This is a genomic window from Crenobacter luteus, from assembly GCF_004345725.1.
In the GTDB taxonomy this organism is placed as follows: Bacteria; Pseudomonadota; Gammaproteobacteria; order Burkholderiales; family Chromobacteriaceae; genus Crenobacter; species Crenobacter luteus.
Genome location: NZ_SLXG01000001.1, coordinates 41830 through 66965, shown reverse-complemented (window position 1 = coordinate 66965; position 25136 = coordinate 41830). Strand labels below are relative to the sequence as shown.

24 protein-coding genes are annotated in these 25136 nt (G+C 71.0%); 12 read left to right on the top strand and 12 right to left on the bottom strand.

Annotated features, from left to right (window positions below; genetic code table 11):
* The first annotated feature begins 22 nt into the window (after positions 1–22).
* Both EV683_RS00305 and EV683_RS00300 read left to right on the top strand, forming a co-directional pair.
* Positions 23–1894, top strand: coding sequence for a multicopper oxidase family protein (locus EV683_RS00305; protein WP_207910371.1), 1872 nt, complete (start codon positions 23–25; stop codon positions 1892–1894).
* Between the two features lie 11 nt (positions 1895–1905).
* A complete protein-coding gene (locus tag EV683_RS00300) occupies positions 1906–2541 on the top strand; it encodes an SCO family protein (RefSeq protein WP_131861241.1) in 636 nt (211 codons plus the stop codon).
* Between the two features lie 63 nt (positions 2542–2604).
* On the opposite strand, the gene rplI is transcribed toward EV683_RS00300, so the two are convergent.
* The 10 genes from rplI to EV683_RS14655 all read right to left on the bottom strand — a co-directional run bounded on the left by rplI (position 2605) and on the right by EV683_RS14655 (position 10778).
* Entirely contained in the window at positions 2605–3054 is a 450-nt protein-coding gene (gene rplI, locus EV683_RS00295) for a 50S ribosomal protein L9 (protein WP_066612394.1), read from the bottom strand.
* Between the two features lie 16 nt (positions 3055–3070).
* Positions 3071–3298 carry a 30S ribosomal protein S18 gene (gene rpsR, locus EV683_RS00290; RefSeq protein ID WP_066612392.1) on the bottom strand — a complete coding sequence of 76 codons (228 nt, stop codon included), beginning with the start codon at positions 3296–3298 and terminating at the stop codon, positions 3071–3073.
* Positions 3299–3305: 7 nt separating this feature from the next.
* The gene (gene priB, locus EV683_RS00285; protein WP_131861238.1) at positions 3306–3605 is read right to left on the bottom strand and encodes a primosomal replication protein N; all 300 of its coding nucleotides are present in this window, start codon (positions 3603–3605) and stop codon (positions 3306–3308) included.
* A gap of 8 nt (positions 3606–3613) precedes the next feature.
* Complete coding sequence (gene rpsF, locus EV683_RS00280; RefSeq protein ID WP_066612385.1) at positions 3614–3985, bottom strand: 30S ribosomal protein S6; 372 nt, start codon at positions 3983–3985, stop codon at positions 3614–3616.
* Between the two features lie 136 nt (positions 3986–4121).
* Positions 4122–4331, bottom strand: coding sequence for a heavy-metal-associated domain-containing protein (locus EV683_RS00275; RefSeq protein ID WP_066612384.1), 210 nt, complete (start codon positions 4329–4331; stop codon positions 4122–4124).
* A gap of 46 nt (positions 4332–4377) precedes the next feature.
* Complete coding sequence (locus tag EV683_RS00270) at positions 4378–4683, bottom strand: hypothetical protein (RefSeq protein ID WP_131861236.1); 306 nt, start codon at positions 4681–4683, stop codon at positions 4378–4380.
* Between the two features lie 17 nt (positions 4684–4700).
* Positions 4701–5006 carry a metal-sensitive transcriptional regulator gene (locus tag EV683_RS00265; protein WP_131861234.1) on the bottom strand — a complete coding sequence of 102 codons (306 nt, stop codon included), beginning with the start codon at positions 5004–5006 and terminating at the stop codon, positions 4701–4703.
* A 34-nt stretch (positions 5007–5040) separates the two neighbouring features.
* On the bottom strand, positions 5041–6552 hold the full coding sequence (locus EV683_RS00260; RefSeq protein ID WP_131861232.1) for a multicopper oxidase family protein: 1512 nt from the start codon (positions 6550–6552) through the stop codon (positions 5041–5043).
* Positions 6553–6695: 143 nt separating this feature from the next.
* The gene (gene rlmB, locus EV683_RS00255) at positions 6696–7448 is read right to left on the bottom strand and encodes a 23S rRNA (guanosine(2251)-2'-O)-methyltransferase RlmB (RefSeq protein WP_131861230.1); all 753 of its coding nucleotides are present in this window, start codon (positions 7446–7448) and stop codon (positions 6696–6698) included.
* A gap of 63 nt (positions 7449–7511) precedes the next feature.
* Positions 7512–10778, bottom strand: a complete 3267-nt coding sequence (locus tag EV683_RS14655) for a sensor domain-containing protein (protein ID WP_279432270.1) — start codon at positions 10776–10778, stop codon at positions 7512–7514.
* A gap of 201 nt (positions 10779–10979) precedes the next feature.
* Between EV683_RS14655 and mfd the strand changes: the two genes are divergently transcribed.
* Positions 10980–14381: a transcription-repair coupling factor gene (gene mfd, locus EV683_RS00245; protein ID WP_131861228.1), complete on the top strand. Its 3402-nt coding sequence runs from the start codon at positions 10980–10982 to the stop codon at positions 14379–14381.
* 54 nt (positions 14382–14435) lie between these two features.
* The gene (locus EV683_RS00240; RefSeq protein WP_131861226.1) at positions 14436–15230 is read left to right on the top strand and encodes a hypothetical protein; all 795 of its coding nucleotides are present in this window, start codon (positions 14436–14438) and stop codon (positions 15228–15230) included.
* 6 nt (positions 15231–15236) lie between these two features.
* Here the strand turns inward: EV683_RS00240 and EV683_RS00235 are convergent, their stop codons facing one another.
* On the bottom strand, positions 15237–16136 hold the full coding sequence (locus EV683_RS00235) for a DMT family transporter (protein ID WP_066612377.1): 900 nt from the start codon (positions 16134–16136) through the stop codon (positions 15237–15239).
* Positions 16137–16257: 121 nt separating this feature from the next.
* Here EV683_RS00235 and EV683_RS00230 point away from each other — a divergent pair, with 121 nt between their 5' ends.
* From EV683_RS00230 to EV683_RS00195, 8 genes are all read left to right on the top strand, one after another.
* Positions 16258–17697, top strand: a complete 1440-nt coding sequence (locus EV683_RS00230) for an aminotransferase-like domain-containing protein (protein ID WP_131861224.1) — start codon at positions 16258–16260, stop codon at positions 17695–17697.
* 186 nt (positions 17698–17883) lie between these two features.
* Entirely contained in the window at positions 17884–18144 is a 261-nt protein-coding gene (locus EV683_RS00225) for a BufA1 family periplasmic bufferin-type metallophore (RefSeq protein ID WP_066612376.1), read from the top strand.
* Positions 18145–18207: 63 nt separating this feature from the next.
* Positions 18208–19026 carry an MNIO family bufferin maturase gene (gene bufB / locus EV683_RS00220; RefSeq protein WP_131861222.1) on the top strand — a complete coding sequence of 273 codons (819 nt, stop codon included), beginning with the start codon at positions 18208–18210 and terminating at the stop codon, positions 19024–19026.
* Positions 19023–19772 carry an HvfC/BufC N-terminal domain-containing protein gene (locus tag EV683_RS00215; protein WP_131861221.1) on the top strand — a complete coding sequence of 250 codons (750 nt, stop codon included), beginning with the start codon at positions 19023–19025 and terminating at the stop codon, positions 19770–19772. The genes bufB and EV683_RS00215 overlap by 4 nt, the downstream gene beginning before the upstream one ends.
* 11 nt (positions 19773–19783) lie before the next feature.
* The gene (locus EV683_RS00210) at positions 19784–20239 is read left to right on the top strand and encodes a DoxX family protein (protein ID WP_131861219.1); all 456 of its coding nucleotides are present in this window, start codon (positions 19784–19786) and stop codon (positions 20237–20239) included.
* Positions 20240–20304: 65 nt separating this feature from the next.
* On the top strand, positions 20305–21150 hold the full coding sequence (serB, locus tag EV683_RS00205; RefSeq protein ID WP_131861217.1) for a phosphoserine phosphatase SerB: 846 nt from the start codon (positions 20305–20307) through the stop codon (positions 21148–21150).
* 42 nt (positions 21151–21192) lie between these two features.
* Complete coding sequence (locus tag EV683_RS00200) at positions 21193–21684, top strand: hypothetical protein (protein WP_131861215.1); 492 nt, start codon at positions 21193–21195, stop codon at positions 21682–21684.
* Between the two features lie 103 nt (positions 21685–21787).
* A complete protein-coding gene (locus EV683_RS00195; RefSeq protein WP_131861213.1) occupies positions 21788–23698 on the top strand; it encodes a sensor domain-containing diguanylate cyclase in 1911 nt (636 codons plus the stop codon).
* 59 nt (positions 23699–23757) lie between these two features.
* On the opposite strand, the gene mpl is transcribed toward EV683_RS00195, so the two are convergent.
* On the bottom strand, positions 23758–25131 hold the full coding sequence (mpl, locus tag EV683_RS00190; protein ID WP_131861211.1) for a UDP-N-acetylmuramate:L-alanyl-gamma-D-glutamyl-meso-diaminopimelate ligase: 1374 nt from the start codon (positions 25129–25131) through the stop codon (positions 23758–23760).
* Positions 25132–25136: the final 5 nt, after the last annotated feature.

Sequence of the window (25136 nt, the reverse complement as noted above, 5' to 3'; positions counted from 1 at the left end):
AAAGGGGGACAGGGAGATAATCATGAAGGAGAAAACAACAACGAACGGCATGCACGACGGCATAGCACGCGGGGCCGGCGAGCATCCCGAGAGTCCGGCGCGGCGCCGCTTTCTCGGTGCAGGCGGCGCGGCGCTGGCCGCACCGCTGATCCTCGGCGCCAGCCACAGCGCGGCCAAGAACGGCAGCGACGATTCGAGCGGCTCTAGCGGTTCGGACCCGAGCCCGCCGACGACGCCCTGGGTCCAGTACCTGCCCGACGCGATCGTGCCGCTGCCCCACGTCAGCACGCTGACGCCGGACTGCACCGAGACGGCCAACGTCGCCGGCGGCGAATGCGGCCGCAACCCGCACCAGCGCTACGCCGAAATGACGAACAGCGTCGCGCACGAGAACTACGAGCTGCGCGCCGTCGAACGACCGGACTGGGTGTTCCATCCGGCTTATCCGCCGCAGCCGCTGTGGTGCTACGAAGACGCTCACCACCCGGACAGCACGTCGGCCGCGCCGGTCGTGTTCGCCCGCTACGGCCACTCGGTCATGTGCCGCTTCCACAACGCGCTGCCGCAGGACCATGTCGGCTTCGGCACGCCGGAGATCTCGGTCCACCTGCACAATCTGCACACCCCGTCGGAAAGCGACGGCTTTCCGGGCGACTACTTCAGCCCGCTCAAGGCCGGCCCGACGCTGACCGAGCCGGGGCGCTTCAAGGACCATTTCTACCCCAACGTCTACGCCGGCTACGACGAGCAGCGCCGCGGACTCGGCGACCCGGCCTTCGCCGCGCGCGACGCGAACGGCAATATCATCGGCGACTGGCGCGAGGCGCTGGGCACGCTGTTCTACCACGACCACACGCTCGACTTCACCGCGCCCAACGTCTACCGGGGCCTGGCCGGCTTCTACCTGCTGTACGACCACCTCGACAGCGGCGACGAGAACGACCCGAACCCGGCCGCGCTGCGGCTGCCCAGCCACCCCTACGACTATCCGCTGAACTTCGCCGACCGGCGCTTCGACAAGAACGGCCGCCTCGTGTTCGACCAGCTCAGCCCCGAAGGCACGCTAGGCGACAAGATCATCGTCAACGGCAAGATCGAGCCGGTGCTGCGCGTCGCGGCGCGCAAATACCGCTTCCGGCTGCTGAACAGCGGGCCGAGCCGCAACTACGAGTTCTACCTCGTCACCGCCCGCGACAAGGTCGAGTCCTTCACGCTGATCGCCAACGACGGCAACCTGCTGCCGGCGCCGCTGACCGGCCAGACCAAGGCGCGCCTCGGCGTCGCCGTGCGCGCCGACATCGTGGTCGACTTCTCGAAATACCCGATCGGCACCGAGCTCTACCTCGTCAACCGGCTGCGCCAGGACGACACGCGCAAGCCCGACAAGCTGGTCACGCCGGGCACGCGGGTGCTGAAGTTCGTCGTCAACCGCGGCGCGACCGACACGAGCCGCGTGCCGGCCAAGCTGCGCCCGGTCCGCCTGCCGAGCGCCGCCGAACTCAAGAACGCGCGCGTGCGCCGCTGGGAGTTCGACCGCAAGGGCGGGCTGTGGGTGGTCAACGACCAGCTGGTCGACGTGCACACGCCGCGCGCCATCATCACCGAGGGCGGCTACGAGATCTGGGAACTGGTGAACAACTCGGGCGGCTGGCTGCACCCGATCCACATCCACTTCGAGGAGGGCATCATCGTGGGCAAGACCGCCGGCAGCAAGAGCGCGCCGCTGGAGGCGCACGAGCAGGGCCGCAAGGATGTGTACGTGCTCGAGCCGGGCATGTCGCTGCGGGTGTTCCTGCGCTTTCGCGACTTCGTCGGCAAGTACGTGATGCACTGCCACAACGTGATCCACGAAGACCACGCGATGATGGTGCGCTGGGATATCGTCAAGGCCTGAGGAGACCGACCATGAACACGCGCAGAAACCTGCTGCTGGGCGCGGGCGCCGCCGCCCTCGGCCTTCTGACCTGGCGCGCGGCCCCGCCCCGCAGCGCGGCGACCGCAACCGGCGACGGCGACGCCTTGCTGCCCAACACCACCGTGCTCGCGCACGACGGCCGCGCCTACCGCTTCTACGACGACCTGGTCCGCGACAAGGTCGTCGCGATCAACATGATGTACGTGCAGTGCAGCGGCGTGTGCCCGGCGATGACCGCCAACCTCAGGCGCGTACAGCAGATGCTCGGCCAACGTCTCGGCCGCGACGTATACATGTACTCGATCACGCTGCGCCCCGAACAAGACCGGCCGCAGAGCCTGGCGGCCTACGCCGGCCTCTACCGCATCGAGCCGGACTCGGGCTGGCTGTTCCTGACCGGCGAACCGGCCGAGCTGCTGCGCCTGCGCCGGCAGATCGGCTTCTTCGACCCCGACCCGCTGGTCGACGGCGACACCGCGAGCCACACCGGCGCGGTGCGCATCGGCAACGACCGCTTCCGGCGCTGGACGATGGCGCCGGCGCTGGCCGAGCCCGGCCAGATCGTCGCCACGCTGAACCACGTCGACGACAGGATGCTGCACACCGCCCACCGCGCCGCCACCTGAAACGCGCGCAAAAAAGCCGACGGCGAACCGTCGGCTTTTTCGTGATGCGGGACGCGAAAGCGATCAGGCTTCCGGGGTCACCTGCACCTTGACCGCCACGACGACGTCGTGGTGCAGCGCGATCTCGAGGTCGAACTCGCCGGTGGTCTTGAACGGACCGTTCGGCAGGCGAACTTCGGAACGCTTCACTTCGACGCCGGAAGCGACGATGGCTTCGGCGATGTCGGCGTTGGTCACCGAGCCGAACAGACGGCCGTCGACACCGGCTTTCTGCGCGATGGTGATCACGGCGCCTTCGAGCTTGGCGGCGCGCGCTTGCGCGTCGGCCAGGATCTCGGCCTGCTTGGCTTCCAGCTCGGCGCGGCGCGCTTCGAAGGCTTCCAGGTTGGCGGCGGTGGCGCGCTTGGCCTTGCCTTGCGGGATCAGGAAGTTACGGGCGTAGCCGTCCTTCACCTTGACGACGTCGCCCAGCTGGCCCAGGTTGGCCACTTTTTCGAGCAGAATGATTTGCATCTTGTGGTCTCCTGGCTTAGTGCTGGTCGGTGTACGGCATCAGGGCCAGGAAGCGAGCGCGCTTGATCGCGGTCGACAGCTGACGCTGGTAGCGGGCTTTGGTGCCGGTGATGCGGGCCGGGATGATCTTGCCGTTTTCGGCAATGAAATCCTTCAGCAGGTCGACCGATTTGTAATCGACTTCTTTGATGCCTTCTGCCGTGAAGCGGCAGAACTTCTTGCGCTTGAAGAGTTGACGAGCCATTTGTCTCTTAACCTTTTACGAATTCAACGTGTTCGATGTGCAGAACCAACCGCGGATTACGCAGGCTGCGCTGGGCGAGGAATCCGCTCGCCGCGATCTGCTGTCCGGCCAGTTTGCCGCTCCACCTGGGAGCTTCCTTGCCGATCAGCACCGCCTGGATTTCACAGGCGACGTCGCGTTCCAGATCCGCTTCGCGTTGCCGGGACTGGTGTTTGAGCCACATCTCCAGCACCGGCAGGCCGGCGGGGGTGTAGCGCAGTTCGGCTTCGCGCTCGACCGTGGCGGTCAGCTGCAGACGATTGAGCAAAACCTGCCTTAGGCGGCCTCGGCCTCACCAGCCGGCTGCGGGTCGAGCAGGTTCTTGGCCTTCTCGTCCTTCATCATCGGGGACGGTTCGGTCACGGCGCGATCCAGCTTGATGGTCAGGTGGCGCAGCACGGCGTCGTTGAACTTGAAGGCGTGCTCGATTTCTTCCACGGTTTCCGGGGTGCACTCGACGTTCATCAGAACGTAGTGAGCCTTGTGCAGCTTCTGGATCGGGTAAGCCAGTTGACGGCGGCCCCAGTCTTCCAGACGGTGGATTTTGCCTTCCTGGCCGAGCACCATGCCTTTGTAGCGCTCGATCATGGCCGACACTTGCTCGCTCTGGTCCGGATGGACGATGAATACGATCTCGTAATGCCGCATGGGAACTCCTTGTGGCTGTAAAGCCTTTCGCCATGCGTTGCGAAAGGCAAGGGTTGAAACCGCAGCATTCTACGCAAAAACGGCGCAGCGGGCAAACCGCGACGCGGCCGGCGGCGGTGACGTTCCAGCCCGTGCGTCAGCCGATCACGTCGAAGCCGGCGTCGCCGATCGCCTCGGCCAGCGTCTCGAGCGCCGGCAGGCCGGTGTCGCGCTCGACGACGACGCGCCCCTCGGCCAGTTCGACCTCGACCGAGCGCACGCCCGGCAGCGCCAGCAGCGCCGCCTTCACGCTGTCGACGCAGCCGCCGCAGCTCATGCCGGCCACCTTGAGCACCACTTTTTCCATGCTGTTTCCTCCCGTGTCAGGCCGCTCGGCCAACCTTGGCCGAGCGTCAGAATTGCTTGTCGCGCCGGATCTCCTCGACCACGCCGTCGCGGAACACGATGTGGGTCGTGTACGGCGTGACGCCGCCGGCCCGCCAGCTCAGCGTGTAGCGCCGGCTGTAGACGCGGCTGCCGTCGGGGCGGCGCGTCATCGTTGTCGGGCCGTCGCTGCGGTAGTCGGGCGACCCGGCGATGTCGATCACCTCGGCCTCGGCCATGCCGGTGAAGATCTTGATGTACTGCGCGAACGGGATCGGCGCGGCGCCGGCGAGCGCCGGCAGCGCGGCCAGAACCAGGGCGACGGTCGTCTTCATCTTGCCTCCCGTCGGCGTCAGCGGATCTTGCGCACCACGCCGATCAGTTCGTCGATGCGCGCCTCGGCGTCGCCGTCGACGATCGCGCGGGCGACGCAGCCCTTGACGTGGTTTTCCAGCAACTGCAGCGCGACCGCGTCGAGCGCCGACTTGGCGGCTGCGATCTGCGTCAGCACGTCGACGCAGTAGCGGTCGGCGTCGATCATGCCGCCGATGCCGCGCACCTGACCCTCGATGCGCGACAGGCGCTTCAACAGCGCTTCCTTGTCCGGCTGGACGACGGTCCGGCCGTCGCCGGCCGACTCGTGGCAACAGTCTCCCATCGCACCCTCCTTTCATCCTGTCGTTTTGACGTCGTCAGCCGCGCACGTCGATCTGCCCCATCATGCCCTGCTCCTCGTGCTCGAGGATGTGGCAGTGGAACATCCGCATGCCGGGCAGCGCCTGGACGAAGCGCAGCCGGACCGACTGCCCGGCCGGCAAGCTCACGACGTCGCGCCAGGCGCGGTACGGTTCGTCGCGCCAGCCGCGCCCGTCGTGGCGCGCGAGCACCTGGAACTGGGTGCCGTGCAGGTGGAAGGGGTGGTCCATGTCGGCGCGGTTGACGACCTCCCACTCCTCGACCTGGCCGACGCGGCCGACGAAATCGGCGCGCGCCATGTCGTACACGCGGCCGTTGAGGGTGAACATCGCCTTCGGGTCGGCCATGTTTTCCTCGAGCACGATCTGGCGGCGCACCGCCGGCGCCGGCAACGGCGCGATGCGGCGCAGGCGACGCGGCAGGGGCGTGCTCGCGACGCGTGCGGCGGACGCGATAGTCGCCAGCGTCAGCGTCTCGTCGACCTCGGCGCTCATCATCTTGCCGCGCCGGTACGGCAGCGCGACGAGCGCGCCCGGCTGCGCGCGGCCGGTGACGACCCACTCGGCGCGCTCGCCCGGCGACAGCACGATCTCGGCCTCGCGGCGCGGCGCCTCGATCAGGCCGCCGTCGCTGCCGACACGCCACGCCTCGTAGCCCGGCAGCGCGAGCCTGAGCACGCGCGCGCTGGTCGCGTTCCACACGCGCAGCCGCACGCGCTCGCCGTCGGCCAGCGTCAGCACTGGGCGCAGCGCGCCGTTGACGAGCACGTAGTCGCCCTCGCGGCCGTCCATCCAGTCGGCCGGCGTGTTCGGCGGAATCGCCGCGTGCTCGTCCAGCCTCAGGTCGGACAGCAGCAGCGGCACGTCGCGCAGTTGGCCGAGCGGGTCGCGCCGGCTTTTGACGACGAAGGCGCCGGCAAGGCCGCGGAACACCTGCTCGGCGGTGTGGCCGTGCGGATGCGGGTGGTACCAGTAGCTGCCGGCCGAATCCGCCGGCAGCGTGAAGCGGTAGCGGCGGCGCTCGCCGGGCGCCACCGGGTGCATCGGGTGGCCGTCCTGCTCGGCCGGCACCGGCAGGCCGTGCCAGTGGATCGTGGTCGGCTGCGGCAGGCGGTTGACGAAGTCGATCTCGACCGTGTCGCCCTCGTACACCTCGATCAGCGGGCCGGGCAAGCTGCCGTTGTAGGCCCACACCTCGGTCGAGCGGCCGTCGGCGGCCAGACCCACGCGCGCCGGCGCGGCGACCAGCTCGCCGACGAAACGGCCCGCTTGCCGCGAACGGTTCGCGAGCGGCGCGAGCGCCGGCAGGGGCGCGCCCTCGGGCAGCGCGACCGCCGGCGCGCTGCGCGCGGCGGGCGCCGCGCCGTGATGGCCGGCGTGGTCCATGCCGGCGTGCGGGTCGGCGGGTGCGGGGCCGTGCCCCATCGCGGCGTGGTCGACCGCGGCGCGGGCGGCCAGCGGCAGCGCCGACGCGAGGGCGGCCAAGGTCAGAAAACGGCGGCGGTGCATATCGGCTCCTGATCGGATTTCGGTTTCACTATATACCCCTACAGGGTACAAGAAAAGACCGGCGAACCGGCCACGAGTTCCGGAAACGACGCCGCCCGGTCGCGAACGGCCGGGCGGCGGAAGGCACCAAGGTTGGCCGAGGCTCAGCGCGCTTCGGCGGCGCGCACGCGCTGGCGGCGGCTTTCGGCGAGCACCATGCCGGCCGACACCGACACGTTGAGGCTCTCGACCGTGCCGAACATCGGGATCGACACCAGCACGTCGCAGTGCTCGCGCGTCAGGCGGCGCATGCCCTCGCCTTCCGAGCCCATCACCCAGGCGAGCGGGCCGGCCGCGTCGACGTGGAACAGGTCGGTGTCGGCCTCCATCTCGGTGCCGGCGATCCACACGCCGTCGTCCTTCAGCTCGCGCAGCGTGCGCGCGAGGTTGGTGACGGTGATGTAGGGCACCACCTCGGCCGCGCCGCAGGCGACCTTGGACACGGTGGCGTTCAGGCCGGCCGAGCGGTCCTTGGGCGCGATCACCGCGTGCGCGCCCATCGCGTCGGCGACGCGCAGGCAGGCGCCGAGGTTGTGCGGGTCGGTCACGCCGTCGAGGATCAAGAGCAGCGGCGGCTCGGACAGGTTCTCGAGCACGTCCTCGAGCGACACGTAACTCTTGCTGGCGTCGATCACCGCGGCGACGCCCTGGTGGCGCGCGCGGCTGGTCATCGCGTCGAGGCGCTCGGGCTCGACCATCACCAGCTTGACCGACTCGGCGCCGGCCTTGTCGAGCACCGCGCGCACGCGCGCGTCGTCGCGGCCCTTGGCGAGGTAGATTTCGACCAGGCTCTTGGGGTTTTGCCACAGACGCGCGTTGACCGCGTGGAAACCGTGGATCAGCCGTTTGTTGCTCACGACGCGCACTCCGCAAAAAGATAGGGCCGCCATTGTAGCCGAGCGCGGCCCGGCTGGCCGGCGTCAGGCGAGCATCAAGGGCTCGTACAGCGAGGCGCGCCCCTGCCAGGCGCGCGCGAAGCGCTCGAAGTCGGCGGCCGGCAGCGGCCGGCAGAACAGATAGCCCTGCAGCAGCGAGCAGCCCTTGCCGCTGAGGAAGCGGCTTTGCGACTCGGTCTCGACGCCCTCGGCGACCACCTCGAAGCCGCGCTTCTTCGCCATCGCGAGGATGGCCTCGATGATGGTCAGGCTGTCGTCGTCCTCGGGCAGGCCGTCGACGAAGGAGCGGTCGATCTTCAGCGTGTCGAGCGGGAAGCGCATCAGGTAGGACAGCGACGAGTAGCCGGTGCCGAAGTCGTCGATCGCCAGCTTCACGCCCAGGTCCTTGAGCTCGTAGAGGAAGGCGGCCGCCTCGACCGGGTTCTTCATCAGCGTGCTCTCGGTGATCTCGAGCTCGAGCCGGTCGGCCGACAGCTCGGCCGACGTCAGCACCTCGCGCACCTGCTGCACCAGCGTCGCCTGCTCGAACTGGCGCGCCGACAGGTTGACCGCGACGCGCGGCACCCGCAGCCCGGCGCGGTCCCAGTCCTTGAGCTGGCGGCAGGCCGACTCGAGCACCCAGTGGCCGATATTGCGGATCAGGCCGGTCTCCTCGGCCAGCGGGATGAAGCGGTTCGGCGGCACGAGGCCCAGCTGCGGATGGCGCCAGCGGATCAGCACCTCGACCGCGGCGACCGCGTGCGTCTGCGCGTCCAGCAGCGGCTGGTAGTGCAGCTCGAACTCGTCGCGCTCGAGCGCCATGCGCAGGCCGTTCTCCATCAGCAGCCGCTCGAAGGTCTGGCTGTTCATCTCGGCGGCGAAGAACTGGTAGGTGTTCTTGCCGGCCTCCTTGGCGCGGTACATCGCGACGTCGGCGTTCTTCAGCAGCGTCTGCGCGTCGGTGCCGTCGTTGGGGAACACGCTGATGCCGATGCTGCCGGTGACGAACACCTCGTGTCCCTGGATCATCAAGGGCTGCGACAGCGTCGCGATGATCTCGTCGGCCAGCTCGGCCAAGCGCTCCTCGCCGCCGCCCTCGACCAGCAGCGTGAACTCGTCGCCGCCGAGCCTGGCGAGGAAGCCGCGCCGCTCGGTGATGCGGATCAGCCGCGCGGTGGTCTCGCGCAGCGTCTCGTCGCCGGCCTGGTGGCCGAAGGAGTCGTTGATCAGCTTGAAGCGGTCGAGGTCGATGAACATCAGCGCCGGCCCGTCGGCGCCGCCGGCGGCGCGGAAGATCGCCTCGTCGACGCGCGCGATCAGGCCGGCGCGGTTGGGCAGCCCGGTCAGCGGGTCGTGGGTGGCGAGGAACTGCAAGCGGTCTTCGGACTGCTTGCGCGCGGTGATGTCGGAGAATACCGCGACGAAGTGGGTCAACAGCCCCGAGGCGTCGCGCACCGTCGAGATCGACAGCTCGGCCGGGTAGCGCTCGCCGCTCTTGCGCCGGTCTATCATCTCGCCGTGCCAGTGGCCTATGGTCTGCAGGTCGTGCAGCATCGCGATGTTCTGCTCGCTGCCCCAGTCGCGGAACATGCGCGACACGCGGCCGATCGCCTCGTCGGCCTCGTAACCGGTGATGCGGGTGAAGGCGGCGTTGACGGCGATGATGTTGGCGTCGGCGTCGGTGATCAGGATGCCCTCGGCCGAGTTCTCGAACACCTTGGCCGCCAGTTGCAGCTCGGCGTCGGCCGCGACGCGGTCGGACACGTCGACCACCACGCCGATGGTCGCGCGCGCACCGCAGTACTCGAAGCGGCGGCTGTGCATCTCGACGTCGACGAGGCCGCCGTCGCGGCGGATCGCTCGGCAGCTGGCCAGCAGGTTGCCGCCGAGGTTGCGCACGCGGCGCGGGTCGCGCTTTTTCAGCAGCGCGAGCTCGAACGGCCCGACCAGCCGCTCGATCGGCATGTTCTCCAGCTCGGCGACCGGGTAGCCGAGCATCTCGGCCAACTTCGGGTTCGCGTACACCAGCCTGTCGTCCTGCAGGATGAAGATGCCGACCAGCGACTGCTCGACCAACGCGCGGTACTTCTCCTCGGCCTCGCGCCGCGCCTGTTCCTCCCACTTGGTGTCGGATACGTCGGTGGCGATGCTGCCGAGGCCGGCGAGTCGGCCGTCGGCGCCGAACAGCGGGAAGCGCGTGGTCAAGAGCACGCGCGGCGCGCCGTCGACGGTGTAGACCTCCTCGTACTGGCGCGGCTCGAGGCAGGCGGACACCTCGGCCTCGTGCTCGCGCACCTTCGCCGCCTCGTGCGGCAAAAAGAGCTCGTCGAGGGTCTTGTCCATCACCTGGGGAACGGCAAGACCGAACAGTTGCGCGAACGCGCGGTTGGCCATCAGGAAGCGGCCGTCGAGCGAGCGTATCGTCATCAGGTTGGGGCTGTGGTCGAGCAACGACTCGAAGCGGGCGCGAAAGGCGCGCAGCTCGGCCTCGCTGCGCTGGAAGCCCTCGACCAGCACGGCGACGGTCAGCGCCGCCGCGCCGAAGGCGAGGTTGAGCGCCAGCGTGGTCAGGCGCGGCTCGAACGCGCCCGCCGCCGGGTGTACGTCCGGCAGCACGATCGCGACCAGGCTCAGCGCTGCCGCCCCCATCACGCCGGCGCGGAACGCCCCCCACAGCACGACGGGAAAGAGCAGCACCTGCATGGGCAGCGAATAGGCGTGGTGGGTGTCGGCCTTCAGCAGCGCCCACAACAGCAACTGCGCGACCGCCAAAAGCGCGAGCTCGAAGCGCGTGCGCCGCCCCGGCGCACGCGCCAGGCCGAGCGCGACGCACACCGTCAACGCGAGCCCGGCCGCGCCCCACACCAGCAGGCCGCGCGCCAGCGCCTCGCCGCCGCCGGCCACCGACAGCGCGACGCCGCCGAGCAAGAGCGCGACCAGCGTCGCCGGGTAGAGCGCGAGCCGGGCGATCAGGCCGGCCAACTCGCGCGGCGACTCGAACCAGGACCGGCCGCGCCGGATCCCGGCCAGACGCAGACCGCCGACCGTCGCGAACCCGGTCAGCACGACCCACAGCGCGCCGGCGCCCTGGCCGAGCGCGAGCGCCGCCAGACCGCCGGCGAGCGGCCAGCACGACACCCACGCCGACGGCAGGCGCAAGGCCGACAGCGCGAGCACGCCGAGCGCCAGAAAATGGGTATGCAACACCTGCGACGCCGGGTAGGCCGCCCCGAATGGCGCCGGCCAGATCGCCAGCGCCGCCAAATAGGCGGCCAGCCCCAGGCCGCATAGCCAGGCTTTGTTTTCGTTCACCGCTTGATCGCCTCTCGCACAGTCCTTTGTCGTCACCGGCGCGACCTGGGCGCGCGGCACGGAACGGCCCCGGCCTGTTCCGGCGGGCGCCTTTTTTATTACAAAAGCATAAATCGTCTGCGCCGCGCCGTCCATGCCGGGCGGTTCGCAGCCGGTATAATGCAATGCAATCCCCGCCAAATCACCTAAAAACGAGTTCCGATGCTGGATTTGACCCCCCGCCTGCCCGCCGCCGGCCAGCGCACCCGCCTTGGCAAGGTGCCCGACGGGCTCGACGCCGCGCAGCTGGCGTCGCTGATCGACGGCAAGACGCCGCTCGTCGTGCTGACCGCCGACGCGCAAGGCGCGCAACGCCTGAAGGCCGAGCTGCCGTTCTTCGCGCCCGCGGCGCGCGTCGCGCTGCTGCCCGACTGGGAGACGCTGCCCTACGACCACTTCTCGCCGCACGCCGACCTGGTGTCGGAGCGGCTGGCGACCTTGTGGCAAATCCGCCAACGCGAGGTCGACGTCGTGCTCGTGCCGGTGACGACGGCGATGACGCGCATGGCGCCGGTCGAATACCTGACCGGCCGCACCTTCTTCCTGAAGCTCAAGGGCCGGCTCGACGCCGACAAGCTGCGCGCCGATCTCGTGCTGTCCGGCTACCAGCACGTGACGCAGGTGATGGTGCCGGGCGAATTCTCGATCCGCGGCGGCCTGATCGACCTGTTCCCGATGGGCTCGACGCTGCCCTACCGCATCGACCTGTTCGACGACGAGATCGAGAGCCTGCGCACCTTCGACCCGGACACGCAGCGCACGCTCTACCCGGTACCCGAGGTGCGCCTGCTGCCGGCGCGCGAGTATCCGGGCGACGAGGACGGCGTCACCGCCTTCCGCAAGAACTACCGCGAGCGGATGGAGGGCGACCCGTCCCGGAGCCGCGTCTACAAGGACGTCTCGGCCAAGCTGTTCCCGGCCGGCATCGAGTACTACCTGCCGCTGTTCTTCGACCACACCGCGACGCTGTTCGACTACATCGGCCGCGACGCCCGGCTGGTGCTGCACCGCGACGTGCTCGGCGCCGCCGAGACCTTCTGGCTCGACGCCGTGGCCCGCCACAAGCAGGCGCACGCCGACTACGAGCGCCCGCCCTTGCCGCCGGCCGAGCTGTTCCTGAAGGCCGACGAGCTGATGGGACTTCTCAAGCCCTACGCGCGCGTCGAGCTGCCGGCCGACGGCGAGCCCGAGCCGGGCGTGCTGCCGCTGCCCGAGCTGGCGGTCGAGCGGCGCGCCGAGGCGCCGCTGCACAAGCTCGCCGCCTTCGTCGACCGCTACGCCGGCCGCGTGCTGGTCTGCGCCGAGAGCCTCGGCCGCCGCGAGACGCTGCAGACCTTCCTGCGCGACAACGGCCTCGCGCCCGCGCCGGTCGACGGCTGGGCCGACTTCCTCGCCGGCGACGCGCGCTTCGCGCTGACCGTCGCGCCGCTGTTCTCCGGCTTCGCGCTGGCCAAGCCGGCGGTCGCGGTGATCACCGAGGCCGAGCTCTACCAGCATGTCGCCCGTAGCCACACCCGCCGCGCGCGCGCCAAGGCCGGCGCCGACACCATGCTGCGCGACCTGGCCGAGGTGAAGGTCGGCGACCCGGTGGTGCACGAGGACCACGGCATCGGCCGCTACCAGGGGCTGGTGACGATGGACCTCGGCGACGGCGAGACCGAGCTGATGCAGCTCGAGTACGCCGACGGCGCGCGGCTCTACGTGCCGGTGTCGCAGCTGCACGTGATCAGCCGCTACGCCGGCGGCAACCCGGAGCAGGCGCCCCTGCACAAGCTCGGCAACCCGGCGTGGGAAAAGGCGAAGAAGAAGGCGGCGGAAAAGGCGCGCGACACCGCGGCCGAATTGCTCAACCTGTACGCGCAGCGCGCCGCGCGCGAAGGCCACGCGTTCGCGCTGAACGAACACGACTACGCGGCCTTCGCCGAGGGCTTCGGCTTCGAGGAGACGCCCGACCAGGCCGGCGCGATCGAGGCGGTGATCGCCGACATGACCTCGGGCCGTCCGATGGACCGGCTGGTGTGCGGCGACGTCGGCTTCGGCAAGACCGAGGTCGCGCTCAGGGCCGCCTTCGTCGCGGTGATGGGCGGCAAGCAGGTGGCGGTGCTGGTGCCGACCACGCTGTTGGCCGAGCAGCACTACCAGAATTTCGCCGACCGCTTCGCCGACTGGCCGGTGAAAATCGCCGAACTGTCGCGTTTCAAGAGCGGCAAGGAAACCAAGGCGGCGCTCGAAGGCCTGGCCGAGGGCACGGTCGACATCGTGATCGGCACGCACAAGCTGGTGCAGCCGGACATCCAGTTCAAGAACCTCGGCCTCGTCATCATCGACGAGGAGCACCGCTTCGGCGTGCGCCAGAAGGAACAACTCAAACGGCTGCGCGCCAACGTCGACGTGCTGACGCTGACCGCGACGCCGATCCCGCGCACGCTGTCGATGGCGCTCGAGGGCCTGCGCGACTTCTCGGCGATCACCACCGCGCCGAGTCGCCGCCTGGCGGTCAAGACCTTCGTCAGCCCGCTGCGCAACGGCATCGTGCGCGAGGCGGTGCTCCGGGAGCTGAAGCGCGGCGGCCAGGTGTTCTTCCTGCACAACGAGGTCGACACCATCGAGAACATGCGCGAAAGGTTGGCCGAGCTGATCCCCGAGGCGCGCATCGGCGTCGCGCACGGCCAGCTGCGCGAACGCGAACTCGAACAGGTGATGCGCGACTTCGTGCAGCAGCGCTTCAACCTCCTCTTGTGCTCGACCATCATCGAGACCGGCATCGACGTGCCGAACGCCAACACCATCCTGATCAACCGCGCCGACAAGTTCGGCCTCGCGCAGCTGCACCAGCTCAGGGGCCGCGTCGGCCGCTCGCACCACCAGGCCTACGCTTACCTCCTGACCGGCGACGGCATGACGCGCGACGCGCAAAAGCGGCTGGAGGCGATCCAGGCGTCCGAGGAGCTCGGCTCGGGCTTCTACCTCGCGATGCACGACCTCGAGATCCGCGGCGCCGGCGAGGTGCTCGGCGAGGGCCAGTCGGGCGAGATGCACGAGGTCGGCTTCACGCTGTTCACCGAGATGCTCAAGCAGGCGGTGCGCGACTTGAAGAAAGGCAAGACGCCCGACCTCGACGCGCCCTTGGGCGTCACCACCGAGATCAACCTGCACAGCCCGGCGCTGCTGCCCGAGGGCTACTGCCCGGACGTGCACGAGCGGCTGTCGCTGTACAAGCGGCTGGCGACCTGCGAGAGCGCCGGCGAGATCGACGCGCTCACCGAGGAGCTGATCGACCGCTTCGGCCTGCCGCCGCAGCCGGTCAAGACGCTGATCGACAGCCACCACCTGAGGCTCGCCGCCAAGCCGCTGGGCGTGCAGAAGGTCGACGCGAGCGAGGCGGCGATCCAGTTCCACTTCGTCAAGAATCCGCCGATCGACCCGATGAAGATCATCGCGCTGATCCAGAGCAAGAAGTCGTACAAGCTGGCCGGCCAGGACAAGCTGAGGGTCGAGGTCGCGATCGCCGACGTCCCCGGCCGCGTCGCGCGCGTCAAGGAGGTGCTGCGCGAGCTGGGCTGAGCCCGGCGCGCCGTCGACAAGCGCGGACGCCGGCGCGTCCGCCGAAAGGAGAGCATGAAACCCGTCACGCTGTTCATCGTCTCGCTGCTGGCCGGCGCCGCCGGCGTCGGCCTCTACCTCTACCTGAAACCGGTGCCCGAGCTCGGCCCGGCGATCACGCCGGCGCCGCCCGAACTCGCCAGCGCGCCGGCGGTCCAGCCCCCGCCGCTCGCGCCGCTGCCGGCGCGCTTTCTCGCCGAGGAGCGCGCGCGGCGACGCCTCGCGCCCGACGACGCGTCGCTGACGGTCTGCGCCGAACTCGCGGACGCGCAGGGCACGCTGCTCGCGCTGTGCGACGAGGACGACGCCAGCCGCGCCGAGGGCGGCCGCGTCGACCTCTACCAGTTGGCCGAGCCCACCGGCCCCGGCGAGCCGGTCGCGGTCGCCGCGCGGCTCGAAGGCATAGAGAGCGGCGGTTTCGGCCAGCCGGGCGCGGTGCGGCCGATCCGGCTCGGCGCGCACGCGCCGGGCTTCGTCGTCGAGGAAGGCCAGACCGCGCAGGGCTACAGCGTCGGCACGCGCTCGCTGTTCGCGCTCGTCGACGGCGCGTGGCGGCCGCTCGCGCGCCTGCGCAGCCATCTGGACAACAGCGGCTCCGGCGAATGCGGCCGCGACCGCGCCGCCTGCGTCGAGCTCGACTTCTCGCTGTCGGTCGACGCGCACGCGCCCCCGTCCGGCGCGCTGCCCGCCCTGCTCGTCGCGGTCGACGGCACCGAGGCGGGCCGGCGCGTCAGCCGGCGCTACACGCTGCGCTACGACGCGCGGCGCGGCGCCTACGCCGTCCCCGCCGCGCTCGAACGAACCTTCTGAGCTTTTTTAGGCCGCCCGCCGGCCGACCGCCACGCAGACCGCGACCGCGGCCGTCACCCCGACCAGCCCCCACGACAGCGACTCGCCGAGCAACGCGGCCGCCGCCAGCATGCCGCCGAAGGGTTGCAGCAGCTGCACCTGGCTGACCCTGGCGATGCCGCCGAGCGCGAGCCCGCGATACCAGACGAAAAAGCCGAGGAACATACTGACGACGCTGACGTAGGCGAAGCCCGCCCAGCTCGCCGCGTCGACCGGGCCGGTCGGCCGCGCCGTCCACACCGGCCACGCGACGAAGGGCGCGGCCAGGAGCAGCGCCCAGCAGATCACCTGCCAGCTGCCCAGCTCGCGCGCCAGCCGGCCGCCCTCGGCGTAGCCGAGGCCGCACAGCACGACGGCGACGATCAGGTAGCCGTCGGCGCCCGCGAGCGCGCCGCCCGCCGCGAGCCAGGCGTGGCCGGTGACGAGCGCGCTGCCGGCCAACGCGCAGACCCAGAACGGCGCGCGCGGCCGCTCGTGGGCGAACCAGGCGCCGAACAACGCGGTACACAAGGGCAGCAGGCCGGTGAACAACGCCGCATGGTTGGCCGACACCGACGCGAGCGCCAGCGACGAGAACAGCGGGAAGCCGACCACCACGCCGGCCGACACCAGCGCCAGCCGCGCCCACTGCCGCGCGCTCGGCCAACGTTGCCGCGTCGCGGCCAACAGCAACGCCGCCAGCGCCGCGGCGACCAGCGCGCGGCCGAGGCCGATGAAGAGCGGATCGAGTCCGGCGACGGCGAGCCGCGTCGCCGGCATCGTGCCGGAAAAACAGGCGACGCCGGCGACGCCGTAGGCGAGACCGAGCGCGGCGCGGCGCGAGGCGGCGGGGACCGACGCGACGCCGGCGGTGGAGGAAGCGGACATGTGTGGACTTTCGGCACGGCGGGACGGCGACCCGCGATGCAAACCAGCTTACAAGCCGACTGTATCGGGATTACAGTAACAGTTAGTCCGCACGAACCCTCACTGTACAGGTCAACCCGCCATGACGGTTCCGCTTCTGAACTGGCCGATCGCCGCCGGCGTGCGCACGCCGCTGGTCGAGCAGATCGTGTCGCACTGCGTCGAGCAGATCCGCCACCGCCGCTGGCCGGCCGGCGCCCGCCTGCCGTCGATCCGCCAGCTCGCGGCCCACTACGGCATCAGCAGCTTCACCGTGCACAACGCCTACGAGCGGCTCAACGCCGAGGGCTGGCTGCGCTCGCGCCCCGGCGCCGGCTACTACGTCGCGCGCGGCGACGAGCCCGGCGGCGGGCTGGCCGAGGCGAACGCGGCCGGCAGCCGGCTCGCCGCCGACGTCGCGCTGATGCGCCAGACGCTGCAGCCGGCACCCGGCGCGCTGCCCGTCGGCTGCGGCACGCTGCCGGACGGCTGGCTGCCCGAGGCGATGCTGCGCGGCGCGCTCAGGGAGCTGGCGCGCCAGGGCGGCGCGCTGACCGCCTACGGCACGCCGCAGGGCTATCTGCCGCTGCGCCAGCAGCTGGCCGCACGGCTGGCCGACTGGCGCATCGCCGCCGAGCCGGCGCAGCTCCTGCTGACCGCCGGCGCGAGCCAGGCGCTCGACCTGGTGCTGCGGCTGATGCTCAAGCCCGGCGACGCGGTGCTGGTCGATTCGCCCAGCTTCTACAACTTCCACGCCTGCTTAAGGCTACACGGCGCGCGGCTGCTGCCGGTGCCGCGCACACGGCAAGGCCCGGACCTGACCGCGCTCAAGCACGCGTTGGCCGAGCACCGGCCGCGGCTGTTCCTTACCAACAGCGTGCTGCACAACCCGACCGGCACCAGCCTGTCGCCGCCGGTCGCGCACCGCGTGCTGCAGCTTCTGGCGCAGTACGACTGTGTCGCGATCGAGGACGACATCTACGCCGACTTCGCCGAGCCCGGCGCCTGCCGGCTCGCCGCGCTCGACGGCCTCGAGCGGGTGATCTACCTGGGCAGCTTCAGCAAGACGCTGTCGGCCAACCTGCGCGTCGGCTTCGTCGCCGCCAGCGCCGAACGCGTCGCCGCGCTGACCGACATCAAGCTGATCACCGGCATGAGCACGCCGCAGGCGCTCGAACAGCTGGTGCACCGGCTCTTGACCGGCGGCCAGTACCGCCGCCACGTCGACGCGCTGCGCCGCCGGCTGGCCGCCGCGCAGGCCGAGGTGCTGCCGAGCTTGGCCGAGCACGGCTGCGCGCCGTGGGCGACGCCAGAGGGCGGTTATCTGGCCTGGGTCGCGCTGCCCGACGGCACGAGCGCCGACGCGCTCGCGGCGGCGGCGAGCCGCCACGGCGTCTGGCTCGCGCCGGGCCGGCACTTTACACTGGAAGACGACGCCGACCGCTTCGTCCGCGTCAACCTGGCGCACGCGCTCGAGCCGCGTTTCTGGCATTTTCTCGACGGCGCGCTCGGCGCGCCGCCAGGCGGCGTGCGCGACGCTTAACAGCTCTTCATACTTTCTCACCGAAGCGACACGGACGCCGCCGCCCCGACGGCGTAGGCTGCCAGCGTCGCGACGGTTTTTTCGCGCGCGGCTTTCGCCGTAAGCGCAACGCAAGACGCGCGACAAACGGGGCGGACGCGGCCAAGCGCGCCACATCCGCCCCGACCCCACTCAAGGAGAACGCCCATGAAAGCATCCCGCACCCTGATCGCCTCCGCCCTCGGCGCCGTCGTCGCCATGGCCGCCGCCAGCGCCCCGGCCGTCGCCGCCGACAAGGAAAAGTGCTACGGCATCGCGATGGCGGGCAAGAACGACTGCGCGTCGGCCGCCGGCACCCACAGCTGCGCCGGCCAGGCCAAGACCGACAAAGACCCGAACGACTGGAAATACGTCGCCAAGGGCAGTTGCGAGAAAATGGGCGGCTCGCTGCAACCGGGCAAAAAATAAGCGGCCAGGGCGTTCGCGCGCGGCGGACGCCCCGCCCTTCGTCATTCCGGACCCCGCCCCACCATGACCGCCTCCCTGCCTAGCCGCGCCGGCATCGGCCTGCGCGCGCCGCACTACCGCGCCGTACTCGACGACTCGCCCGAGCTCGGCTGGATCGAGGTGCACAGCGAAAACTTCTTCGACGGCGGCGCGCCGCTGGCGATGCTGCAAACCTTGGCCGAGCGCTACCCGCTGTCGCTGCACGGCGTCGGCCTCGGGCTCGGCTCCTTCGATCCGCCCGACGCGGAACACTTGGCACGGCTGAAGGCGCTCGTCGACGCGACCCGCCCGGCCGCGGTGTCCGAGCACCTGTGCCTGAACCACGCCGGCGGCCGCTACGCCAACGACCTGTTGCCGCTGCCCTACACCGCCGCGATGCTCGACGCCGTCGCCGGCCACGTCGCACGCGCGCAGGACGCGCTCGGCCGACGTCTGCTGCTCGAGAACCTGTCGAGCTACCTCGCCTACCCGGCCAACGAGATGGGCGAAGCCGATTTCCTCGCCGAACTCGTGCGCCGCACCGGCTGCGGCGTGCTGCTCGACGTCAACAACCTGTACGTCAACCAGCGGAACCTTCACGTCGACGTCGCGGCGTTCCTGGCCGCGCTGCCGGCCGACGCGATCGGCGAGATCCACCTGGCCGGCTTTTCCGAACGCGACGGCCTGCTGATCGACACCCACAGCCAGCCGGTGCACGCGCCGGTGTGGGCGCTGTACGAACAAGTCCTCGCGCGCTTCGGCCCTCGGCCAACCCTGATCGAGTGGGACATCGACATCCCGCCGCTCTCGACGCTCGTCGCCGAGGCGGCGCGCGCCGACGCTTGCCTGGAGGCGGTGCGATGAACGACAGCCCGGAAGCGCGCTGGCAGGCGGCGCTGATCGCTGCGATCGAGGGGCGCGCCGACGACGGCTTCGACGCGCGCGGCCTCGCCGTCTACCGCAACAACTACCGCGTCGGCCTCGCCGACACGCTCGCCTACGTCTACCCGGTGGTGAAGGCGCTGGTCGGCGACGACTTCTTCGCCGGCCTCGCGCGCGAATACGTCGGGCGCACGCCGTCGCGAAGCGGCGACCTGCACCGCTACGGCGACGCCTTCGGCGACTTTCTGGCCGGCTTCGAGCCGGCGCGCGCGCTGCCCTACCTCGCCGACACCGCGCGGCTCGAATGGCTCGTCCACCGCGCCTACTACGCGCCCGACGCCGCGCCGCTGGCGCCGGACGCCTTCGCCGCCTTGGCCGAGGCCGACTGGCCGCGGCTGCGCTTCGCCCTCGCGCCCGGCGTCGCGGTGTTTTCCTCGCCCTACCCGGTCGGTCGGCTGTGGCTCTACCACCAGCCGGGCGCGCCGGCCGACTGGCGGCTGGAGCCGGACGCCGGCGGCGACACGGTGCGCGTCGCGCGCCGCGCCGGCCGCGTCGAGGTCGGCGTGCCCGCCCCCGCCGACGCCGCCTGGCTGGCCGCGCTCGCCGCGGGCGACACGCTCGAGGCGGCGACCGACGCGGCGCTCGACATCGACGCCGGCTTCGACCTCGAAGCCGCGCTCGTCGGCCTGTTGCGCGACGGCCTGATCGCGCGCCTGCTCGTGCCCTAAGGAGCCACGCCATGCATCCGGTCGCCCGCCTCGTCGCCTTCGCGCGCCCCTTCGTCGCCTTCGCCGACACCTGGCTGCGGCCGCTCGCGCTCGTCTGGGCGCGCGTCGTCGTCGGCCTGGTGTTCTTCAGGTCGGGGCTGACCAAGCTCGACGACTGGCAGACCACGCTGCTCCTGTTCACCGAGGAATACCACGTGCCGCTACTGCCGCCGGCCGTCGCCGCCGCGCTCGGCACCGCCGGCGAGGTGTTGCTGCCGCCGCTCCTGATCGCCGGCCTCGCCGGCCGCTTCGCCGCCGCCGGCCTGTTCGTCGTCAACGCGACGGCGGTGATCAGCTATCCGGCGCTGACCGAAACGACGCGCGAATTCCACCTCTACTGGGCGATGCTGCTCGCGCTCGTCGCCAGCGTCGGGCCGGGGACGCTGTCGCTCGACGCCTGGCTGTGCCGCCGCGCGCGCGCCGCCTAGGGTCGTCACCGACGAGCGGCGGCGCCGTCCGTGGCATAATCGGACCTTTGCCCGTTTTGCCCGCCATGAGCGCCTACTCCCTCGTCCTGCAAGCCCCCGCCCTTTCCGATGACATCGTCGCCGCCCTGGCCGAGCTGTCCGGCGCCAGCGGCGTCGAAGCCCGCTCGGCCGACGTCGTGCGGCTCGCCAACGCCGACGTCGCGCGCCGCGACGCGGTCGCCACCCACGCCGACTCGCTCGGCGTCGACGCCGCCTTCGTGCCGGCCGGCAAGCGCTTCGCCGACTACGGCCTGATCGTGTCCGACATGGATTCGACGCTGATCACCATCGAGTGCATCGACGAGATCGCCGACATGCAGGGCCTGAAGGAACAGGTCGCCGCGATCACCGAGCGCTCGATGCGCGGCGAACTCGACTTCGCCGCCTCGCTCGTCGAGCGCGTCGCGCTGCTCAAGGGCCTGCCGGAAGAAGCGCTCGGCCGCGTCTACGCCGAGCGGCTGGCGCTGACGCCGGGCGCGACCGAGCTGCTGGCCGCGTGCAAGGCGCACGGCGTGCGCTTCATGCTGGTGTCGGGCGGCTTCACCTTCTTCACCGCGCGGCTGAAAGCCGAACTGGGCCTCGACTACGCGCACGCCAACACGCTCGAAGTCGTCGACGGCAAGCTGACCGGCCGCGTGCTGGGCGACATCGTCGACGCCGCCGCCAAGGCGCGCCTGCTGCGCGAAACGCGCGACGCGCTGGGGATCGCGCCCGACGCGGTGATCGCGATCGGCGACGGCGCCAACGACCTTCTGATGTTGGCCGAGGCCGGCCTCGGCATCGCCTACAAGGCCAAGCCGGTGGTGCGCCGCCAGGCCGACGTCGCGATCAACCACGGCGGCCTCGACGCGGTGCTCGGCCTGTTCGCCTGAAAGGCGCTATAGAGAAAGCATCCTCCCGCGCGGACCGACGCCATGCTGCCCGACCTCGACACCGCCTGCTTCGACGCCACGCTGCCGCTGGCCGTCGCACCGCTCCCCGGCACGGCGACGCTCGGCCGCGAAACGCGGCTGGCGCTGCGTGTGCTCGCCGCGCCGGCGCCGCGCGAGGAGGACGAGGCCGGCGCCGCGCGGCTCGAAGCCAAGCTCGACCTGGCGCTCGAGGTCGCGCTGATGGCGCGCCGCCCGCACGTGCCGGGCGTGCGCGACTGCCGCATCGGTCTGGACGCGCTCGCCTGGCACGAGGACGACGCGCACCGCCACGCCGCCGGCGACACGCTGCTCGTCACGCTGTTCCCGCACCCGGATTCGGCGCTCGCGCTCGAATTGCCGGTGCGCGTCGAGCAGCCGGCCGAAGGCGGTCGCGGCTGCCTCGCGCGCCTCCTGCCGGTGTTCGACGAGGCCGGCCGCCAGATGTGGGAACGCTGGGTGTTCCGCCGCCACCGCCTCGCGCTGCAACGGCGCTGAACGCCACCCCCGCTCCCGCCCCGCCCGCGCGGGCCGTCGCGATAACGGTTGAACAAAACCCGGCGCTGAATCATGATGAAGGAATATTCATTGTGGTTTTACCGTGCCAATCACATCCCCCCCCCGCCCCGCCGCCGGCCCGCCTCCCCCGCTGCGCCTGGAACGACAACTGCTGGCCGTCGTCGCCGGCGCGGCCGTGCTCGGCGCCGCCTGGAGCCTGGCCAACGGCTACCTGCAGCAACGCGCGCGCGCCGAACGCGCCGAGGCGGCGATCGCGCTCGACACCTCGCTGCGCACGCTCGAAACCGCGCTGGCCGAACAGATCGCCCAGCTCGAAGACGCCTTGCCGCGCGGCATCCACGGCGAGCGCCTGAGCCGGCTGACCGGCAGCAGCCCGGTGTGGCGCGTCGCCCCCGACGGCAGCACCCGGCCGCTGGGCCGGCACGGCGCCCCCGCCGACCCGTTGACCCGTGAACTGGCGCTGCGCGCGCTGGGCAGCGCCCTGCCCCAGGGCGAGCTGCGCTTCTTGCCGCTGGCGCAGGCCGCGCAGGGCGACGGCGTGCCGCGCTTCGCGTTCCGGCACGCCGAGCTGACGGTCGGCAAGCTGACGCCGTGGCCGCTGGTGCGGCCGAACTGGCCGGCGCGCTGGTCGGCGCGGATCGAACTCAAGGACGGCGCGGGCCAGGAATACGGCCGCTTCTCGCTCGGCCCGCCCGCCGGCGCCGACGCGCCGCCGTGGTGGCGCGATCTCGTCGCGCCGGGGCTGACGCGGGACGCGCCCGAGGCGCTGACCATCGGCCGGCCGCTGGGCGCCTCGTCGCTGCGGCTCGAGGCCCGCCTCGCCACCCCGTCCTTGCTGCCCGCGCCGGACTGGCTCGTCGCGCTGCCGCTGGCGAGCACGGCGACCGCCGCGCTGCTGCTCGCGCTCGTCGCCGGGCAGTTCCGGCGCCGACGTCGGCTGCAGCACCAGCTCGACCAGCTCGAACAAAGCCACCTATTGATGAGCACCTCGAACGGCACGCTGCGCGAACGGCTCAAGCAACTGACCGCCTCGCAGCGCGACCTGCAGACGCTGCTCGACACCGTCCAGGTCGGCGTGCTGATCCTCGACGCCGACCACTGGCAGATCCGCGCGTGCAACCAGCGCGCCGGCGCGCTGTTCGGCTGCGACGCCAACGATCTGACCGGCCAGAGCGGCGAGCGGCTGTTCGCCAGCGACACCGACCTGTCGATCTGCCGCGCGCTGATCGCGCAGGGCATGCCGGTGATCGACCGCGACCTCTGCCTCAAGCGCCTCGACGGCCGCCCGTTCTGGTCGCTGGTCTCGATGCGCGGCCTGTTCCACAACGGCCAGCCGGCGGTCGCGATCAGCGTGGTCGACGTGAGCGAGCGCATCGCGCACGCCGAGCAGCTCCAGGCCGAAAAGCAGGCGACCGAGCACGCGATGCGGCAGCTCGAGTCGGCGCAGGCCGAGCTGGTGACGCTGGCGACGCTCGACGACCTGACCGGCATCGCCAACCGCCGCCACTTCATGAAGAGCGCCGGCGCGCTGCTCGAAACGGCGCTGCGCCAGCGCGCGCCGTTTGCGGTGCTGATGATAGACATCGACTACTTCAAGCGCGTCAACGACACGCTCGGCCACGACGCCGGCGACGCGATTCTCAGCCAGACCGTCGCGCTGTGCCGCGTGCTGATCCGCCAGCACGACGTGTTCGGCCGGCTCGGCGGCGAGGAATTCTGCCTGGCGCTGCCCGAGTCGGACGCGCTGACCGCGCTGACCATCGCCGAGCGCGTCCGCGAGCGCGTCGCCACCCACCCCTTCCACGCCGCCGGCCACACGCGCCAGGTGACGGTCAGCATCGGCCTCGCGGTCTGGCAGCCGGGCGGAGCGCCGCAGACGCTGGCCGCGCTGCTCAAGGCCGCCGACGAGGCGCTCTACCGCGCCAAGGCCGACGGCCGCAACCGCGTCGCGTGCGCCGACGGCGCGCGTCCGCACGACGTCGGCGTCCACTGAACGCCGCGCACAAAAAACCCCGGCGCAAGGCCGGGGTTTTTTCATGCCGGAAGCGGCGTTCAGCCGGCCAGCGCGGCCAGCAGCTTGCCGTGCACGCCGCCGAAGCCGCCGTTGCTCATCACCAGCACATGGTCGCCCGGCTTGGCCTCGGCGGCCACCGCCGCGACCAGCGCGTCCAGGTCGTCGAAGCTTCGCGCGAGCTCGCCCAGCGGCGCGAGCGCCTCGGCCGGGTTCCAGCCGAGGTTGGCGCCGAAGCAGAACACGCGGTCGGCGTCGGCGAGCGATCCGGACAGCGCCTCCTTCATCGTGCCGAGCTTCATCGTGTTCGAGCGCGGCTCGAGCACGGCGAGGATGCGGGCTCGGCCAACCTTGGCGCGCAGGCCGGCGACGGTGGTCGCGATCGCGGTCGGGTGGTGGGCGAAGTCGTCGTAGACGGTCACGCCGTTCGCGACGCCCTTCACCTCCATGCGGCGCTTGACGTTGGCGAAGCGCGACAGCGCATCGATCGCGTCCCTGACCGCGACGCCGGCGTGGCGCGCGGCGGCGATCGCGGCGATCGCGTTCATGCGGTTGTGCTCGCCGATCAGCTCCCAGCGCACGGTGCCTTGCAAGGCGCCGTCGAGCCACACCTCGAAGCCGCCGTCGTCGGACACCGCGCCGACGCGCCAGCCGGCGTCGCCGCCGAAGCGCTCGACCGGCGTCCAGCAGCCGCGCTCGATGACGCGCTCTAGGCTGTCCTCGCGGCCGTTCGACACGATCAGCCCCGCGCCCGGCACGGTGCGCACCAGGTGGTGGAACTGCGTTTCGATCGCCGCGAGGTCGGCGAAGATGTCCGCGTGGTCGAATTCGAGGTTGTTGAGAATCGCGGTGCGCGGCCGGTAGTGGACGAACTTGGAGCGCTTGTCGAAGAAGGCGGTGTCGTACTCGTCGGCCTCGATGACGAAGAAGGGGCTGACGCTCGCCGGATCCTGGCGCGGCGCGCCCGGCAGGCGGGCCGACACGCCGAAGTTCTCGGGGATGCCGCCGATCAGGAAACCCGGCGCGAGGCCGGCGTCCTCGAGGATCCACGCCAGCATCGAGGTGGTGGTGGTCTTGCCGTGCGTGCCGGCGACCGCCAGCACCCAGCGGCCGGCAAGCACGTTCTCGGCCAACCATTGCGGGCCGGAGATGTACGGCAGGCCGCGGTCCATGATCGCCTCCATCAGCGGCGTGCCGCGCTTGACGACGTTGCCGATCACGTAGACGTCGGGGTTCAGCGCCAGCTGCTCCTCGCCGAAGCCGGCGATCAGCTCGATGCCCATCGCTTCGAGCTGGGTGCTCATCGGCGGGTAGACGTTGGCGTCGCAGCCGGTCACGCGGTGGCCGGCCTGTTTGGCGATGGCGGCGATGCCCCCCATGAAGGTGCCGCAGATGCCGAGAATGTGGATATGCATGAGCG

Excerpts from the sequence above, each read along its gene's own strand:
- rpsR (WP_066612392.1), bottom strand. The coding sequence starts at position 3,298 with ATGGCTCGTCAACTCTTCAAGCGCAAGAAGTTCTGCCGCTTCACGGCA.
- EV683_RS00305 (WP_207910371.1), top strand. The coding sequence starts at position 23 with ATGAAGGAGAAAACAACAACGAACGGCATGCACGACGGCATAGCACGC.
- EV683_RS00260 (WP_131861232.1), bottom strand. The coding sequence starts at position 6,552 with ATGCACCGCCGCCGTTTTCTGACCTTGGCCGCCCTCGCGTCGGCGCTG.
- rpsF (WP_066612385.1), bottom strand. The coding sequence starts at position 3,985 with ATGCGGCATTACGAGATCGTATTCATCGTCCATCCGGACCAGAGCGAG.
- EV683_RS00235 (WP_066612377.1), bottom strand. The coding sequence starts at position 16,136 with ATGTCCGCTTCCTCCACCGCCGGCGTCGCGTCGGTCCCCGCCGCCTCG.
- rplI (WP_066612394.1), bottom strand. The coding sequence starts at position 3,054 with ATGCAAATCATTCTGCTCGAAAAAGTGGCCAACCTGGGCCAGCTGGGC.
- serB (WP_131861217.1), top strand. The coding sequence starts at position 20,305 with ATGAGCGCCTACTCCCTCGTCCTGCAAGCCCCCGCCCTTTCCGATGAC.
- EV683_RS00200 (WP_131861215.1), top strand. The coding sequence starts at position 21,193 with ATGCTGCCCGACCTCGACACCGCCTGCTTCGACGCCACGCTGCCGCTG.
- EV683_RS00230 (WP_131861224.1), top strand. The coding sequence starts at position 16,258 with ATGACGGTTCCGCTTCTGAACTGGCCGATCGCCGCCGGCGTGCGCACG.
- mpl (WP_131861211.1), bottom strand. The coding sequence starts at position 25,131 with ATGCATATCCACATTCTCGGCATCTGCGGCACCTTCATGGGGGGCATC.
- EV683_RS00300 (WP_131861241.1), top strand. The coding sequence starts at position 1,906 with ATGAACACGCGCAGAAACCTGCTGCTGGGCGCGGGCGCCGCCGCCCTC.
- EV683_RS00275 (WP_066612384.1), bottom strand. The coding sequence starts at position 4,331 with ATGGAAAAAGTGGTGCTCAAGGTGGCCGGCATGAGCTGCGGCGGCTGC.
- EV683_RS00240 (WP_131861226.1), top strand. The coding sequence starts at position 14,436 with ATGAAACCCGTCACGCTGTTCATCGTCTCGCTGCTGGCCGGCGCCGCC.
- mfd (WP_131861228.1), top strand. The coding sequence starts at position 10,980 with ATGCTGGATTTGACCCCCCGCCTGCCCGCCGCCGGCCAGCGCACCCGC.
- EV683_RS00225 (WP_066612376.1), top strand. The coding sequence starts at position 17,884 with ATGAAAGCATCCCGCACCCTGATCGCCTCCGCCCTCGGCGCCGTCGTC.
- EV683_RS00215 (WP_131861221.1), top strand. The coding sequence starts at position 19,023 with ATGAACGACAGCCCGGAAGCGCGCTGGCAGGCGGCGCTGATCGCTGCG.
- EV683_RS00210 (WP_131861219.1), top strand. The coding sequence starts at position 19,784 with ATGCATCCGGTCGCCCGCCTCGTCGCCTTCGCGCGCCCCTTCGTCGCC.
- bufB (WP_131861222.1), top strand. The coding sequence starts at position 18,208 with ATGACCGCCTCCCTGCCTAGCCGCGCCGGCATCGGCCTGCGCGCGCCG.
- EV683_RS00270 (WP_131861236.1), bottom strand. The coding sequence starts at position 4,683 with ATGAAGACGACCGTCGCCCTGGTTCTGGCCGCGCTGCCGGCGCTCGCC.
- EV683_RS00265 (WP_131861234.1), bottom strand. The coding sequence starts at position 5,006 with ATGGGAGACTGTTGCCACGAGTCGGCCGGCGACGGCCGGACCGTCGTC.